Source organism: Mesorhizobium sp. CC13 (assembly GCF_039907765.1).
Taxonomy (GTDB): domain Bacteria; phylum Pseudomonadota; class Alphaproteobacteria; order Rhizobiales; family Rhizobiaceae; genus Aminobacter.
Genome location: NZ_JARDJI010000009.1, coordinates 115,255 through 131,151, shown reverse-complemented (window position 1 = coordinate 131,151; position 15,897 = coordinate 115,255). Strand labels below are relative to the sequence as shown.

The following is a 15,897-nucleotide window of genomic DNA, read 5'->3' as shown; positions in this document are numbered from 1 at the left end:
GCGCCTCAACAAGCTCGCGTAATCCGGCTCCGATCATGCGGGTTCGTGCACCTCCGACGGTGCGGGCGAGCCAATTTCGGCAAGCACGGCGCCGGCCAGGACCGAGTCCAGGATCAATGTATTGACAAAGCCGCCCTTGGCGGCCGCGACCACGGCCTTGGCCTTCACCGCGCCGGTCGCGATCCCGACGCGCGCGGGCACCTGCATCAGGTCGCTGAGGCCGATGGTGATCATCCGGTCGTAGATCTCCGTCCGGACGACGTCACCGGCCGCATCGACGAAGTAGGAGAAGACGTCCCCGACGGCTCCCGCGCGCTTCAGCGCCGCCCGCTCCGGCAGCTCGAAGTAGCCGCTGGCAAGCAGCATGGATGCCTCCGACGGCACCAGCGAGCCGATACCGACGATCGCCATGTCGAGGATCGAGAAAAGCTTGAAGACATCGGCGATCGAGCTTTCGCCCAGAAGCAGGTCACGGGTCTCCTTGCGATCCACGATGCCAGGCGCATGAAGGAGATGCGGTGCCGTGCCGAGCTTCTCGGCCAGTCGCCGCGTCACTTCCTGACAATCGAACAGGTGCTCGACGCGCTTGTTTCCGCCCGTGATCTGAATCACCTGGGATCCGGGAAAATCGAGCGTCTTGAGCTGCGTCACCAATTCGAAGGTCGTGCTGCCCCAGCCAATTCCAATGGCGCCGTTCTCTGGCAAGATCTCGCCGAGGAACTCGGCGCCAAGGGCGCAGGTACGCCGCTTCACCTCGTCGGCGGCAAGATTCGGCTCGACCCTGGCAACGACACAGGTCTTGACGCCGAGACCGACCTCGATGGCCCGCTCCAGGTCGCTGGCCTGACTGACCGGGGCACGAACATCGATGCGCACGACGCCCAGTTCCTCGGCCTCCTGCAGCATCCGGCCGATCTTGTGACGGGAAAGCCCGAAACGCGTCCCCACCTCCGCCATTGTCAGGCGCTCGCGATAGTAGGCTTGACAGATCTTGGCCAGCAGGAGGGATGAGGTTGCCATGGTTTGCTCATATGCGCGTCTATTGCGCATATGGATAGAATCGTTATGCGGTTCATGTCAAGCGCGACCGACAGCGACAGGAGAAATTCGGAAATCGAAGCAGGGTTTGGGCGGTCGGCAGCGCTTGCCGCCGTCGGTCGCTGCAGAGGTTGTTCGCACCCGGCCCACTGCGCACCGTCAAAATCCTGCGGGAAACGGCAGCCGCAGCTTCGATCCGGCCCGACTTCGAGATAGGCTGCAGCAGGCCTGCTGAAAGGATAGGCCGCTGCAGGCACCCATTTCCGAAGGCAATCCATAGAATGGCTGGCATACGCGACGTTGCGAGGCTTTCCGGAACGTCCATCGCGACGGTTTCCCGCGTCATCAACAATTCCGGTTATGTCTCTGCCGGCGTGCGGAAGAAGGTCGAGGCCGCGATCCAGGAGACGGGCTTCCAGCCGAACGCGGGTGCCAGGCTGATACGCATGCAGGAAAGCCGTATGGTGGCACTTATGCTCCCGGCGCTGGACGTGCATTTCTTCGGCATCCTCGCCCACGAAATCGAACAGGAGCTGTTCGCCCGGGGCTATACCGCGATGATCTGCTCGACCGCGGAAAACCCCGAAAGCGAAGCGCGTTATGTCGCCGCGCTCCTGTCGCAGAAAGTGGATGGCGTCCTGGTCGTCAGCGTCACCGAGGATTCGCACGCCTTCCAGAGACTGCAGGATGCAGGCATCCCGATCGTCGCCATCGACCGGCAATTGCCGGATGTCACGCCGCATGCGGTCAAGGCCGATCACCGGCAGGGGATGCGGATGGCAGCCGAGCATCTTCTGGCGCTCGACCACCGCGAGATCGCCATTCTCGGCGCGCCAGGGCATAGCTGGCCAATCCAGGAACGCCTGGAAGGCGCGAGGGAAGCATTGGCGACCGCCGGGATTGCGCCGCTCTGTATCGGCATCGGCGAGACCCATAGCTTCGAGGCCTGCCGCGACCTGATGCTGTCGTTGTTCGATCAGGGCCATCGTCCAACCGCGATCCTCGGCATGACCGACATAGCCGCGATCGGCGCGATCCATGCCGCCAGGCAGCGCGGGCTGCGGGTGCCCGAGGACGTCTCGGTCACCGGCTTCGACGACCTGCCGGCCGCGCGCTATGTCGTGCCGCAGTTGACCACCGTGGCGCAGCCTGTGAGAGCCATCGGGCGGCAGGCGGTCAACGAATTGCTGGCCCTGATCGCCGGCGAAGCGCCACCGGCGCCGCTGCCGGGCGCGCTGGGCCTGCGCATGGTGCTGCGCGGAACCACGGGAGCGGTCGTTCGGCGTTCCGGCAGTTCCACGCCGGGCCGGTAGCCACGCCGCTGTTGCCTGCCGCTTGCCGGGGCGCCCTGCCCCAGCCGTCAGCGGGGGGATCGCCCGTCGATGGCGAAATTGACGAAGACGGCGCCAAGGATCAGCGCCCCCTTCACGACCTGCTGCGCATATGGGTTGAAGCCCCACAGCGTCATGGCGTTCAACAGCACGCCCAGGAACAGCACCCCGATAAAGGCCCCCCAGATCGAGCCCTTGCCGCCGAACAGGCTGACGCCGCCGATGATGCAGGCCGAGATCACCTCGAGCTCCAGTCCCCGCGCGATGGTCGAATTGCCGGAATTGATCAACGAGGAATAAACGACCCCGCCGATCGCCGCGAAGACACTGGTGATGACCAGGCAGATCGTCTTGGTGCGCCAGACATTGATGCCCGACAATCGTGCCGCCTCGATATTGCCGCCGACAGCGTAAATCTCGCGGCCAAGCGCCGTGTAGTTCGTCAGAAGGAAGGTGAAGGCAAAGGCCGCCGCCAGGAGAAACACCGGTACCGGAATATGCAGGAAGCGGCCGCTGCCGATGATGTAGTACCACGAAGGAAAGCTCTCGATCGGCGATCCTCCGGTGATGAGATTCGCCACGCCCGCCAGCGTCGCCATCATGGCCAGCGACGAGATGAAGGTCGGCACGCCGATCTTCTGCCGCATGAGGCCGTTGAAGAAACCCACCAGCGCAGCAAAAGCCAGAGCGATCAGCATGGCCCCTAGCACGGCAAGCGCCGAGGGCTCCATCGCGCCACGCGATAGAAGCTGCACCATCCAAGCGGTGATGCAGGCCGAGACGGCCACCATCGAACCGACCGACAGGTCGATCTCGCCGACGATGATGACCAGCGTCATGCCGAAGGCGATCATCCCGGGCACGGCCACGGTGCGTAGGATGTTGAGCTGGTTGTCAGGGGTCAGGAAGCCGCGCCCCGTCAGCGCCACCAGGATGTAGAAGGCGATCAGGATCAGCAGCATGGATTGGCGCCGCAACAGCCCGGATAGGCGGCGCGGGCCTTCGACGGCGGAGGCATCGGGAATTGCGGTCATGGGGCGGACCTTTCGGCGGAAGCGTCGGGAGTGGTCATCATGGTAGCGGCGTAGAGGGCCTTGGGATCGAGCCCCTTGTCTGAAAACTCGGCCGCGATGCGCCCGTCGCGCAGCACCAGGACGCGGTCGCAGCATTCGGCCAGGTCCTCGAGTTCGGTCGAGACGACGATCGAGGACAGCCCCCGGGCGGCCTGGTCCCAGATGATCTGGTAAATCTGACGCTTGGCCTGGACGTCGACGCCGCGTCCCGGCTCGTCCAGGAGCAGGACGCGCGGGCCGCTGTTCAGCCAGTTGCCAACGACGACCTTCTGCTGGTTGCCGCCCGAGAGGGAGTTGACCGGCAGCATCAGGTCCGAAACCTTGATCTGCAGCCCTGCCACCTGGCGCTCGGCATGGGGCCGCTCCAGCCCGAGCCAGGTCAGCCCCCATTTGGCGATCTTGCGCAGGGGGGCCGTGACGAGGTTGGCGTGGATCGAGTGATCCAGCACCAGCCCGGCATGCTTGCGGTCCTCGGAGGCATAGGCCAGCCCCTCCGCCTTGCGGCCGGGGAGGCCGTAGCTGGTGATGTCGCGCCCGTCCAGCAGGACACGCCCGGCGTCTATGGGTCGTGCGCCGAAGATGCCGTGCAGAAGCTCCGTCCGGCCCGAGCCCAGCATGCCGGCTATCCCCAGCACCTCCCCCTTGCGCAGCCTGAAGCTCACGTCTCTCAGCCACGGCTCGATGCGCAGGCCCTGGACTTCCAGCAACAACTTGCCAACCGGCCTGCTGGCGGGGCGGTCCAGCGGCACGAGGTTGCCGAACATCATGCCAAGGATCTCGCGCGGGCCGGCCTCGGCCATCGGCAACGATCCTGCAAAGATGCCATCGCGCAGCGTCGTCACGGTGTCGGCGATCCGCGGCAGCTCGGCCAGGCGATGCGAGATGTACATGATCGTCGCGCCCTTGGCCTTTAGCCGGCGGATCAACGCAAAGAGCCGTTCCACCTCGGCGGCGGCAAGGGCGGAGGTCGGCTCATCCAGCAGCAGTACCTTGGGCGACAGGCTCGAGGCCCTGACGATCTCGACCAGCTGTTGCCGCCCTACAGACAGGCTTTCGACCGACTGGCGCGGATCGATGTCGGTCGCGCCCATTTCTTCCAGAAGTGCCCCGGCAAGATCGTGCAATCTGGCCCAGTCGATCCACTTGCCCCGGCGTGGCAGCCGGCCAAGGAAGATGTTCTCGGCCACCGAAAGGCCAGGCACGAGGCTGAGTTCCTGGTAGACGGTCACCACGCCTTCGGCCAGCGCGTCCTGTGGAGTGCGGAACTGAACGGCACGCGCCCCCAGGCGGATGCGTCCCGAGGTTGGCGAGGTGGCCCCCGCCATCATCTTGATGAAGGTGCTCTTGCCCGAGCCGTTCTTGCCGATCAGGGCATGGACCTGGCCGCTCGCGAAGCTATGGGTGAAATTGTGCAGGGCGCGCACGGCGCCATAATGGCGCGTGAGTCCCTCGAGGTGCAGATCCATTGCTGACGCCCTGCCTGCTGCAGTGAAAAGCGGCACCGCCCGAAGGCCGGGCGGCACCGGCATTCGCCCTATTTGAGCGATGCGAGGAACGCTTCGATCCCGGCCGGGTCATTGCGGTTCAGCGGCAAAGTCGGCACGACCGTCTTCGCTTCGACCGCTTCGCCCTTCAGCACCTTGAGCGCAGCTTCTGCGCCCATCTTGCCCATTTCGCGCGGCGACTGGGCGGTGACGGCCTGCAGCACGTCGTCCCCGGCCATCAGCCCCTTGGCAAGCTGTTCCGACCCGTCGATGCCGAAGACGAAGACTTGCCCGGCCTTGCCCGCATTGCGCACCGCCTGCATGGCGCCGATGGTGCCGCCCTCATTGGCCGCGAAGATCACGTTGATCTCGGGATTGGCGGTCATGATGTCGGTTGCGACGGTCACGGCCTTTTCAGGCAGCCAGGCATCCTGTGCGGCCTCAATGTCTATCTGATTGCCCTGCGCGGCCGCGCCCTTGAACCCTCCGGTGCGCTCGCCGCTTTGTTCCGGCAGGAGCGACGAGAAGGCGAGGATGCCGACCTTCGCCTTGCCGCCCAGCTTTTCGGTGATGAACTTGGCAGCCGCCTCGCCCGAGGTCTTGCCGAGGTCGGTATTTGAAGTCGAGAACGTGGCCGCCGCGATCGAGGCATCCTCAAGCCCGCCGTTCAGCGCAATGACGGTGATGCCCGCATCCTTGGCACGCTTCAGAGCAGCGGCCGAATTGGTTGCCGACAGCGGGGCGATCACGATCGCATCGACCTTGCGGGCAATATAGGTATCGATCGCCTCGGTTTCCTTGGCCTGGTCGCCGTCGATGTTGATTTCCAGCACCTCGGCGCCGCCGGCAGTGGCACCTTCCTTGACGCCCTGCTGCAGCGATTTCATGAAGGAATCGCCCTGGAACACGATGCTGGCGATGACGGGCTTTTCCTGGGCCAGCGCCGGCAGGGCCAGGCCAATTGCCAACGCTGCGATGGTGGCTTTCAACAAGCTACGCTTGGTGGTTGTCGTCACGGTTTCCTCCCTTTTTGACAAACCATTTCGTGGATTCAACTGGTTGCGAACGCCTCGGGCATGAGGGCCACAAGCGGCGGGATGCTTCCCGTCGCAGTCGGCGAGCGCAGCGCCGCGGCCGCGGCGCGATGGCCGAGCAGCAGCGCGTAATTGGGCGGCCAGTGCTCATGGATGCCGAAGATCACCCCGGCGCAGAACGCGTCGCCTGCACCGACCGGGCTTACGATCTCCGAGGCAGGCATGGGTATGGAGGCAAGACGGACCGCCGATCCAAGTTTCGGCAACCAGATCGCCAGGTCCCGTGAATGCAGGATCACGGTCTGCCGCACCCCAGCCGCCAGCAGCTGCCTGCCAGCCGCCTCCATGCCCTTGGCATCCTGCGGGCCCGAAATGGCGAGCCCCGTGGCACGAGCGGCCTCGATTTCGTTCAGGAAAAGATGGTCGATTTCGGCGAGTGTCGCTTCGACCGTGGTGCGGAAGCGCGGCCCGTCCGTGGAGACGAGGTCGACGCAGGTCTGCATCCCGGCCAACCGCGCCCGTCGCAACAGTGCGGCCGCACCGGTGCTGCCGTCGGGGCCGATCGCATCGAGCCCGTTCAACAAATTGAGATAGCCCAGATAGAAGATGCGCGCGTCCATTTCGGCCAAGGCCCCGATCGACAGCTGCGCTGCATCGAACAGGTCATTGGCCCCCGCATGGTAGAGGAAGGTGCGGCTGTCGCCGGGCAGGTTCATCACATGCGTATGCGCGGTGGCCGCAGCGGCGGTGGCGCCGAGGTGGCGGCTGTCCAGCCCCGCCGCCCGGCAGGCCAGACGCACCGTTTCGGCATGACGGTCGGTGCCGGTAAGGCCGACCGCGAACAAAGGCAGGCCGGTGTCGAACGCGGCAAGGTCGATGGCCACATTGGCCGCCCCGCCACCGACGCCCTCGGCTTCCGACAGGATATGCACGAGGTCGCTTTTCGCCGGCCAGCGGTCCAGTGTGTGGACGATATCTACGATCCAGTTTCCGGCGCAAACGACGCCATCGCCCTTGGGCATCATACCCGTCATGGTGTTGCGCCTCCGGGCGAACTCTCGTTCCAAAGCAGGTGATGCGGCGGCTCGTCCTCTTCGATCTCGGCGAAGCGGCCCAGAGGTTCGAGGAAGAAATTGTCCGCCAGGTCGTCGTTGCATTGGCTGACCTCGGCCGCGAACACGTCGCCCGCCCCGGCTTCGCCCCAGAAGCTGTGCTGCATGCCGCGCGGGATCGTGATGCTCTGCCCCGGACGCAGCCGGATCGGCGTGTCATAAGGATCGGTCACGACGCGGCCGTCCACCAGCACCGGCGCTTCGGCGAACGAACCGTGCCGCGTGAAGGCAACGCACAGATGGCCGCCGCCGCGCACGATGATGTCCTCGACCTTGACCTTGTGGGCGTGGAAGGGCGTCACCTGCCCTTCCGCTACGAACAGAAGTTTTTCGGCATAGGGAAGCGTTGCCGGATTACCCTGCGCGCCATTCCTGACGCAGAAGAGGACCAGGCCGCGGTGGGCGAAATCGCCGAGACCGAAATCCGTCACGTCCCACCCGAGCTGACGCTGGCGAAGGAAGGCTGACAGGCCAGGATCCGACGCATGGTCCGCAGGCGACCAGCCGGCCCAATCGGGCAGGAGCCAGCAGTGATCCGCAAGCATCGCTTCGGCCCGGCGCAGCGCCGCATTGATTGCAGACCGCTTCATGCCGCGCGTCCATAGGCGACGGGCACCACGCGGCCGGTCTTCCCGGCCTCGAGAGCTGCGGTCAGCACGGCGTGGTGATCGGCTGCCTCCTGCGGTGTCGCACACTGGAAGCCGTTGGCGTCGCCGCCCGAAAGCTCGTCGACGAACGCCGCCCACATCTGTTGGATCGCGTCGGTGAAGCCGAATTCGAAGATGCCGCCGGTAATCGTGGGGAAGAGCGATTGATAGCCGAGATCCTCGACCTGCCAGCACTGCGGTCCGCCGGCCTCGTAGTGCATGAACTGCCACTGGCGTGGCGACTTGGTGGTGAAGAAGGCCGAGCCTTTCATGCCCAGCACCCGGATGGACCAGGTGTTGCTTTCGCCGGGCGCGATTCGCCAGGTTTTCAACACCAGCGGAAAATCGCCGCCCTCGGCCTTGACCGTGCCGGTGACCGTCGCGTTGTCCCAGGTCATGCAGGGGACCTGGTTGCCCTTGCCGTCAGGACGAGTGGTGACGCGCTTTACAAGGGTCGCGCTGACTGCCTCAGGCTTCCAGCCGAGCCGCAGGGGAACATGCAGCACATGCATTCCCAGGTCGCCCATGCAACCATATTCGCCGTTCACGCCGACCACTCGCTTCCAATTGATCGGCTTGTCGGGGTTGATGTCGGACGAATGCAGGAAGCAGGATTCGACTTCCAGGATTTCGCCGACGTGCCCCTTGCGAACGAAGTCGATCACCTTCTGCGCGCCGGGGAAGAAGGGCATCTCCGACGAGCAGCGCACCAGCACGTCTTGATGCGCCTTCACCGCCGCGTCGATGATGCGGTTCTGTGCGGCATCCATGCCGAAGGGCTTTTCGCCGAACAGATGCTTCCCGGCCTTCAGGATCTCGGGGTACATTTCGGCATGCAGCAGATGCGGCACGGCGCAATAGACGGCGTCGACTTCCGGGTTCGCCAGCAATTCGCGATAGTCGGTGGTCGTCTGCCTGACGCCGGGCAAATGAGTGGCGAACCAATCCATCAGCACCGGGTTGGTGTCGCAGACCGCCACGATCTCGGGACGGGCCTTGGCGCCTGTCAAATGCAGCCAGCGCGCCGCAGCACTCGCCAATTCGCGCCCCATCAGGCCGCAGCCGATGATGCCGAAGCGTATGACCTTTCCTCCCATGGCCGCCTCCTCAGCCCAGATATTTCGTCGCCGCGTCGGCTGCGGCGCCTTCGTGCACCACCGCCATCAACGCGCGGGTGATCGCTGTCGGATTGGCGTTGTGGATCACGTTGCGGCCATAGACGATGCCGCGCGCGCCCTGCTTCATCAGTTCCGCCGTGCGGACGAGGATCTCGCGGTCGGAGACCTTGCCGCCGCCGCGCACAAGGACCGGAATGCCCTGCGCGACCTCGATCACGCGGTGGTATTCCTGCACGTCGTCGCAGGGGTCGGCCTTGATGATGTCGGCGCCGAGCTCGACCGCCTGGCGGACCAGGGGCAGGATCTGGCCGATATCGCCGTTGACCATGTAGCCGCCCTTGGAATTGTCCTGCATCACCAGCGGTTCGACCATCAGCGGCATGCCCATGATCTCGCATTCGCGCTTCAGCGCGTTCACGTTGCGAACACAGGCGTGATGGATCTCCGGCTGGTCGGGCAGCTGCAGCAGGTTGACGACAACACAGGCCGCATCCAGCACCACCCCCTGCTCGACCGGGCGATCGACAACCTCGGAGAACAGCGTCCTCGGCAGCGGAGTGCCATAGACGTTGGCGATATCGGTGCGGAGCACCAGCGCGGGGCGGTCCTTGCCCTTGATCGCCTGCAGGATCGGCGCCGTCCCGGGCGGCAGCTGGATCGCATCCGGCCTAGCGTCCGCCACAATCCTGATTGCGCGGTGCATGTCCTCGATACCGCCGAGGAAGGTCTTCTCGTTGAACATGCCATGGTCGATGGCCACGTCGAAGCAATTGCCCGACACACCAAATAGCCGGTTCATGCGCGCGGTTTTCATGAAGTCCTCAAATGTGGAAACGTTTCCACATTGAAACCACGACCGTGCCGTCCCTGTCAAGGGACTGGATCGGGCACCGGCAGCGTCAGGGATGATAAGATGCAGGAGAGTCCCGAAGAGGTCCGGGCGCGATGCAAGGGGCGATCGATCCTGCCATGCTGGAAACATGACGCAGCCGCCCGTTCCGACCAGACTCCGTCGATGGCGGGCGGGCGGCCCTAGCCGGTCCAGATGACCGTCTGCTCGTGTCGCTTGATGAGGCCGGCCAGCTTCTCGAAGCTGGCTGCGATGTGCCTTGAGAACGCGGCAACGGCAGGTGACTGCGGACTGCCGGCGAGCGTCAATATGCCAAGCGTGCGCTCGGGATGATGTATCCGCAGAGGCAGCGCGGTGATTTCACGCTCCTTCCGGTAGGCGAAGACGACGCTGTGTGGCAGCACCGTCAAGGCATCGCTATGCTTCATGTAGTTCATTGCGCTGGCCAGCGACCCGCCGACATAGGGGATGCGGACCTCGGTGGCGCCCAGCCCGACAAGCATCGCGCGCATGTCCGCAAGCAGTGGACTTCCAGGCGGGGGCGCGATCCATGGATAGTCCAGGATTTCGGGTCCCTTCAGCCGGCGCTTCATCAGCAGCGGGTGCGTGACGCGGCACGCCACCATGTTGTGTCCGGGAAGTATGCGTTCGAACTCGAACCCCGACCCTTCTTCAAGCACGTCCACCGGACAGATGGCCAGATCGATCCTGTCAGCACGGATGGCGGCTTGCAGTTCGGGCAGGTAGCCATAGCTCTGCTCCACCCGCACTTCCGGCCGCACATTGTGGAACTTCGCGATCATGCCTGAGATCAGGGCGTCCATGAAGAATTGGGTGCCGCCGACGCGCACCGCGCCCGAGTGGCCGTGCCGGAAGCTGTCGACAAGTTCCGACGCCTTGCGCGACTGCAAGAGCATCGCCTGACCATGCTCGCCGAGTGCCCGCCCGAGCGGCGTCGGGCGCAACGGCCGGCGTCCCTTGACGAACAGCGGTTCCCCCAGGCGCCTCTCCAGCACGGCCAGGGTGCGGGACACCGCGGACTGGGTCATGCCGAGCGCTTCCGCGCCCTCGGTGACACCTCCAGCGTTGATCACCGCTGCGAGCTGGATCAGATGGCGTTCATCGAGTTTCATAGCAATTTGCTATAACAATCGGCCGACAAATCATCAACGGTCATGAGCGGAGTTGCTAGTTTCCTTTTCAGGCACCGAGCCTGTCAGAAAGGATCGAGCAGATGCCTACTACCGTCGTTTTCGGTGCCGACACATCCAGCGAGATCGTCGCGCAGCGCCTCATGCGATCCGGTGCAAGCCGTCTTTCGAGCAGCCTCGTCGCCGTGGTCGAGCACATTCACCAGGTGATCCGCGAACTGAAGCCAACGCGGGCCGAGTGGCGCGAAGCCGTCGCCTACCTCACCGATATCGGCCACGCGACCGACGAGCGCAGGCAGGAATGGGTGCTGCTCGCCGACCTGATCGGAGCCACGGCCCTGGTCGAGGATATCAATTGCCGGCGGCCAGCTGGCGCCACCCCCAACACGCCGAGAGGGCCGTTCTATCGTTCCGACGCACCGCGGCGTTCCGTGGGTGCAGACATTTGCCTCGACGGTGTCGGAGTGAAACTCGAAGTGCGCGGCCGGGTCACCGACCTCGACGGTTGTCCGATCGCCGGTGCCACGGTGGAGACATGGCAGGCGAATGGTTCGGGCCTCTATGAGAACCAGGAGCCCGACAATCAGCCCGAATTCAATCTGCGCGGGGTCTTTTCCACCGACGCACGAGGGCGCTTCTCCTATCGCAGCGTGATGCCCGGCGGCTACTCCGTCCCTGACGATGGTCCCGTCGGGCAGCTTCTCGACGCCCTTGGCTGCCCGTTGCAGCGGCCGGCCCACATTCATTTCATCATCAATGCAGGCGGCTTCGAGACGATCACGACGCAGATCTTCGTGAGGTCCGAAGCCGAGATCGTCGAGGATCCGCTGTTTTCGGTTCGCCCGAACCTGATCGGCGACTTCAAGCCGTCCGGCTCGAAAGACGTGCCATGGGCACTGGACTTCACCTTCGTCATGGCCCGCGCCCGCAACGCAAGAGGTGTCGTATGACCAGCGTCCAGCCATTCGTCTTCCCGGGCATCGGCTCGCGCGTCGTCTTCGGCCGCGGAACCATCGGCCAGGCCGCGGCAGAGATCGGCAGGCTCGGCCGGAACAAGGCGCTGGTGCTGTCGACACTCCGGCAAGCAAGGGAGGCCGACGCCCTGTCGGCGAACCTGGGCAAACTGAGCGCCGGTGTCTTCGCCGGTGCGACCATGCATACCCCTGTCGAGGTAACGGAAGCGGCGGTCGAGGCTTTCAGCGCAAACGGGGCCGATTGCGTCGTCTCGCTCGGCGGCGGTTCGACGACCGGCCTCGGCAAGGCCATCGCCACCCGCACCGGAGCAGACCAGGTGGTCGTTCCGACCACTTATGCCGGGTCGGAAATGACCGATATCCTGGGTGAAACCATGAACGGCGACAAGATCACGCGCAGGGATCCCTCCATCCTGCCCGAAACGGTGATCTATGATGTCGATCTCACGCTGACGCTTCCCGTCGGCATGACCGTGACATCCGGCCTCAACGCCATCGCGCACGCGGCCGAGGCGCTCTATGCCCCCGACCGCAATCCGATCCTCTCCATGATGGCCGGTGAGGCGGTTCGGGCTTTTGCCACGGCGCTGCCGGCCCTGGTCGCGAACCCTTCCGATCGCGACGCCCGGGCAGGCGCACTCTACGGCGCATGGCTTGCCGGAGCCTCCCTGGGTGGTGCGTCGATGGCCCTCCACCACAAGCTCTGCCACACGCTCGGAGGCAGCTTCGACACGCCGCATGCCGAAACCCATGCGATCCTGTTGCCGCACACGGTCGGATACAACGCGGTCGAAGCCGGCGACTTGCTGCGGCCGGTTTCCGATGCCCTGGGAGGCACTCCCGGCAAGGCGCTGCATCGGTTCTCCGCATCGCTCGGAGCGCCGACGAAGCTGAGGGATCTCGGCCTGACCGAGGCCGATCTCGACCGGGCGGCCGAAATGGCTGTCGCGCGGCCTTACCCAAATCCGCGTCCTTTCGACCGTTACAGCATCCGCGCCCTGCTTCAGCAGGCATGGGAAGGACAAGAACCACAGCTTTGATCTGGCTCTGGGAGGAGCAGACATGATCACACGACGCTCGTTTTGAAGACTTTCGCCGCCGGCGGGCTGCTGGCCGCCACGCATCGTCTCGCGGCCCCGGCGTATGCGCAGGGCATGGCGCGGCATTGCGGCGGTACCGCGCTCCTCACCGGGCTCGCCGGCGGAGTTGTCTATGTGCAGACGGCGCCCATCTCTCCCGACGCCGCGCCGTGATGCTGATCGCGCCACGTAGGCTGTGGGGATTGTTCGCCGACCGTACCGGGGTCCGGCTTTTGCCCGTCCGGCGCAACCTGCACGGCGGAACCATCGCAAACTGACATCGACCAAAGGGAGGGCCACATGGCCGACATCACCACCGACGTACTGATCATCGGCACCGGACCGGCCGGATCGGCCGCCGCGGCACTGCTTTCGACCTATGGAGTAGGGAACGTCGTCATCAACCGCTATCGCTGGCTCGCCAACACGCCGCGCGCCCACATCACCAACCAGCGCACCATGGAGGTGCTGCGTGACCTCGGCCGCGACGTCGAGGACGAAGCCTACATGTTCGCCTCGCACCAGGACCTGATGGGCGAGAACGTGTTCTGCACCTCGCTCACCGGCGAGGAGATCGGCCGCATGAAAAGCTGGGGCACGCATCCGGTTTCGCGCGCGGAGCACCAGCTTTCCTCGCCGGCGAAGATGAACGACCTGCCGCAGACCTACATGGAGCCGCTGCTGTTCAAGACCGCCTGCTCGCGCGGCACGCAGGCGCGCATGTCGACCGAATATGTGGGCCACACGCAGGACGAGGACGGCGTCACGACCACCGTGCTCGATCGGCTGACCGGCAGGCAGCTCAGCATCCGCTCGAAATACCTGATCGGCGCCGACGGCAGCAACTCGCTGGTCGCGCAGCATGCCGGCCTGCCCTTCGAGGGCAGGATGGGCGTCGGCGGCTCGATGAACATATTGTTCAAGGCGGACCTTTCGCGCCACGTCGCCCACCGCCCCTCGGTGCTTTACTGGGTGGTCCAGCCAGGCGCCGATGTCGGCGGCATCGGCATGGGCCTGGTACGCATGGTGCGGCCCTGGAACGAGTGGCTGATCGTGTGGGGATACGACATCAACCAACAGGCACCCCAGGTCGACGAGGGCTTCGCCACGAAGGTCGCGCGCGATCTCGTGGGCGACCCCGAACTCAAGATCGAGCTGCAATCCGTGTCGACCTGGACGGTCAACAACATGTATGCCACGAAGACATCGAACGGCCGCGTCTTCTGCATGGGCGACGCGATCCACCGCCATCCTCCGTCCAACGGCCTTGGCTCGAATACGTCGATCCAGGATGCCTTCAACCTGGCCTGGAAGCTCGCCTACGTGGTCAAGGGTCAGGCCGGGCCCAAGCTGCTCGACAGCTACACGATAGAGCGCGCGCCCGTCGCCAGGCAGATCGTCACCCGCGCCAACCAGTCGATCGAAGAGTTCGGTCCGATCTTCAAGGCACTCGGCCTGCTCGATTCCATCGATCCAGTGAAGATGCAGCAGAACATGGATGCCCGCTGCGGCGACACTCCCACGGCAGAAGCGCAGCGTGCCAGGATCCGGGAAACGATCGCCCATAAGGTCTATGAGTTCGACGCGCATGGCGTCGAGATGAACCATCGCTACAGGTCCGACGCCATCTTCGCCGACGGCCAGGAGGAACCGGCATTCGAGAAGGACAGGCAGCTGCATTTCCAGCAGACGACCTGGCCCGGAGCGCGGCTTCCGCATGCCTGGCTGTACGGCCGGAACGGGGACAAGATGTCGACGCTCGACCTTGCCGGCCATAGCCGCTTCACGGTCTTTACCGGGATCGGCGGCAGGCCCTGGGTAGAGGCGGCGAAGAAGCTGGGCAAGGTGCTCGACATCACCATCGACGCGCACGTGATCGGCCCTCGACAGGAGTGGCAGGACCTCAGCGGCGACTGGGCCCGCGCGCGCGAGACGGGAGACAGCGGCCTCGTGCTCACGCGGCCCGACCAGCATGTGTGCTGGCGCAGCGATGCGATGGTGGACGACCCGGAAGGCACACTGCGCCTCGTATTCAAGGCCATCTTGGCGAACTGACAGATCGGGACGAGACGATGAACGATCACGAACAGGGCTTCTTCACCGAACTAAACTCGGCCGAAGTTGTCATCGGCCGCAACAGGAACGCGAAGGACGAACGCCTCAAGCAGGTGATGGCCGTCATCACGCGCAAGTTGCACGAGGCGGTGAAGGAGATCGAGCCGACCCAGCAGGAATGGTTCGAGGCAATCACCTTCCTCACCCGCACCGGCCACATGTGCACCGACTGGCGGCAGGAATTCATCCTGCTGTCCGATGTGCTCGGCGTATCGATGCTGGTCGACGCGGTGAACAACCGCAAGCCGGCCGGCGCATCGGAAAGCACCGTGCTCGGGCCCTTCCACGTGGACGATGCGCCTGAACTGCCGCTCGGCACGAACATCTGCCTCGACCGCAAGGGAGAGGACATGGTCATCGCCGGCGTCGTCCGCGATACCGCGGGCCGCCCGCTTGCGAATGCGAAGATCGACGTGTGGCAGACCAATGACGACGGCTTCTACGACGTACAGCAGAAGGGCCTCCAGCCCGACTTCAACCTGCGCGGCGTCTTCCGCACGGACCAGGAGGGTCGATACTGGTTCCGCGCCGTCAAGCCGCGCTTCTACCCGATCCCCGACGATGGTCCGGTCGGCCAGTTGCTCGGCAAGCTCGGCCGCCATCCGTTCCGGCCGGCGCACCTGCATTTCATCTTGTCGGCCGATGGCTTCGAGACGCTGACCACGCACATCTTCGTGCCGGACGATCCCTACATCAATTCGGATGCGGTCTTCGGCGTGAAGGCCAGCCTGCTCGCGGAGTTCGAGAGGGTCGACGACGCAGACCGCGCCCGGGACCTCGAATTCGCGAACCCGTTCTGGTCCGTCGACTACGACTTCGTGCTGGCTGCAGCCAAATAGATGGCATCTGGGGCGCGGTGGGATGGGGCAATGTCCGCCACGCCTTCGCCGG

15 protein-coding genes are annotated in these 15,897 nt (G+C 64.8%); 6 read left to right on the top strand and 9 right to left on the bottom strand.

Annotated features, from left to right (window positions below; all coding sequences use genetic code 11):
• Positions 1–33 precede the first annotated feature (33 nt).
• Positions 34–1,020: a sugar-binding domain-containing protein gene (locus tag PV773_RS14395; RefSeq protein ID WP_347967001.1), complete on the bottom strand. Its 987-nt coding sequence runs from the start codon at positions 1,018–1,020 to the stop codon at positions 34–36.
• A 299-nt stretch (positions 1,021–1,319) separates the two neighbouring features.
• Here PV773_RS14395 and PV773_RS14390 point away from each other — a divergent pair, with 299 nt between their 5' ends.
• Entirely contained in the window at positions 1,320–2,351 is a 1,032-nt protein-coding gene (locus tag PV773_RS14390; RefSeq protein WP_347967000.1) for a LacI family DNA-binding transcriptional regulator, read from the top strand.
• A 47-nt stretch (positions 2,352–2,398) separates the two neighbouring features.
• Here PV773_RS14390 and PV773_RS14385 read toward each other — a convergent pair whose 3' ends face one another.
• The 8 genes from PV773_RS14385 to PV773_RS14350 all read right to left on the bottom strand — a co-directional run bounded on the left by PV773_RS14385 (position 2,399) and on the right by PV773_RS14350 (position 10,820).
• Positions 2,399–3,403 carry an ABC transporter permease gene (locus tag PV773_RS14385; protein ID WP_347966999.1) on the bottom strand — a complete coding sequence of 335 codons (1,005 nt, stop codon included), beginning with the start codon at positions 3,401–3,403 and terminating at the stop codon, positions 2,399–2,401.
• A complete protein-coding gene (locus PV773_RS14380; RefSeq protein WP_347966998.1) occupies positions 3,400–4,908 on the bottom strand; it encodes a sugar ABC transporter ATP-binding protein in 1,509 nt (502 codons plus the stop codon). The genes PV773_RS14385 and PV773_RS14380 overlap by 4 nt, the downstream gene beginning before the upstream one ends.
• Positions 4,909–4,976: 68 nt before the next feature.
• Complete coding sequence (locus PV773_RS14375; RefSeq protein WP_347966997.1) at positions 4,977–5,942, bottom strand: substrate-binding domain-containing protein; 966 nt, start codon at positions 5,940–5,942, stop codon at positions 4,977–4,979.
• Positions 5,943–5,977: 35 nt separating this feature from the next.
• Positions 5,978–6,994, bottom strand: coding sequence for a carbohydrate kinase family protein (locus PV773_RS14370; RefSeq protein ID WP_347966996.1), 1,017 nt, complete (start codon positions 6,992–6,994; stop codon positions 5,978–5,980).
• Positions 6,991–7,662 (bottom strand): D-lyxose/D-mannose family sugar isomerase, encoded by a 672-nt coding sequence (locus PV773_RS14365; protein WP_347966995.1) that lies wholly within the window; start codon positions 7,660–7,662, stop codon positions 6,991–6,993. Before PV773_RS14365 ends, PV773_RS14370 begins: the two co-directional genes overlap by 4 nt.
• Positions 7,659–8,816 carry a Gfo/Idh/MocA family oxidoreductase gene (locus PV773_RS14360; protein ID WP_347966994.1) on the bottom strand — a complete coding sequence of 386 codons (1,158 nt, stop codon included), beginning with the start codon at positions 8,814–8,816 and terminating at the stop codon, positions 7,659–7,661. The genes PV773_RS14365 and PV773_RS14360 overlap by 4 nt, the downstream gene beginning before the upstream one ends.
• A 10-nt stretch (positions 8,817–8,826) precedes the next feature.
• Complete coding sequence (locus tag PV773_RS14355) at positions 8,827–9,651, bottom strand: aldolase (protein ID WP_347966993.1); 825 nt, start codon at positions 9,649–9,651, stop codon at positions 8,827–8,829.
• 218 nt (positions 9,652–9,869) lie between these two features.
• Positions 9,870–10,820: a LysR family transcriptional regulator gene (locus PV773_RS14350; protein WP_347966992.1), complete on the bottom strand. Its 951-nt coding sequence runs from the start codon at positions 10,818–10,820 to the stop codon at positions 9,870–9,872.
• Between the two features lie 101 nt (positions 10,821–10,921).
• Between PV773_RS14350 and PV773_RS14345 the strand changes: the two genes are divergently transcribed.
• The 5 genes from PV773_RS14345 (at position 10,922) to PV773_RS14325 (ending at position 15,845) form a co-directional block, all read left to right on the top strand.
• The gene (locus PV773_RS14345; protein WP_347966991.1) at positions 10,922–11,788 is read left to right on the top strand and encodes a dioxygenase; all 867 of its coding nucleotides are present in this window, start codon (positions 10,922–10,924) and stop codon (positions 11,786–11,788) included.
• Entirely contained in the window at positions 11,785–12,852 is a 1,068-nt protein-coding gene (locus tag PV773_RS14340) for a maleylacetate reductase (RefSeq protein ID WP_347966990.1), read from the top strand. The genes PV773_RS14345 and PV773_RS14340 overlap by 4 nt, the downstream gene beginning before the upstream one ends.
• Before the next feature lie 42 nt (positions 12,853–12,894).
• The gene (locus PV773_RS14335) at positions 12,895–13,065 is read left to right on the top strand and encodes a hypothetical protein (protein ID WP_347967056.1); all 171 of its coding nucleotides are present in this window, start codon (positions 12,895–12,897) and stop codon (positions 13,063–13,065) included.
• 126 nt (positions 13,066–13,191) lie between these two features.
• Positions 13,192–14,946, top strand: a complete 1,755-nt coding sequence (locus tag PV773_RS14330) for an FAD-dependent monooxygenase (RefSeq protein WP_347966989.1) — start codon at positions 13,192–13,194, stop codon at positions 14,944–14,946.
• Between the two features lie 17 nt (positions 14,947–14,963).
• Entirely contained in the window at positions 14,964–15,845 is an 882-nt protein-coding gene (locus tag PV773_RS14325) for an intradiol ring-cleavage dioxygenase (protein WP_347966988.1), read from the top strand.
• Positions 15,846–15,897 lie beyond the last annotated feature (52 nt).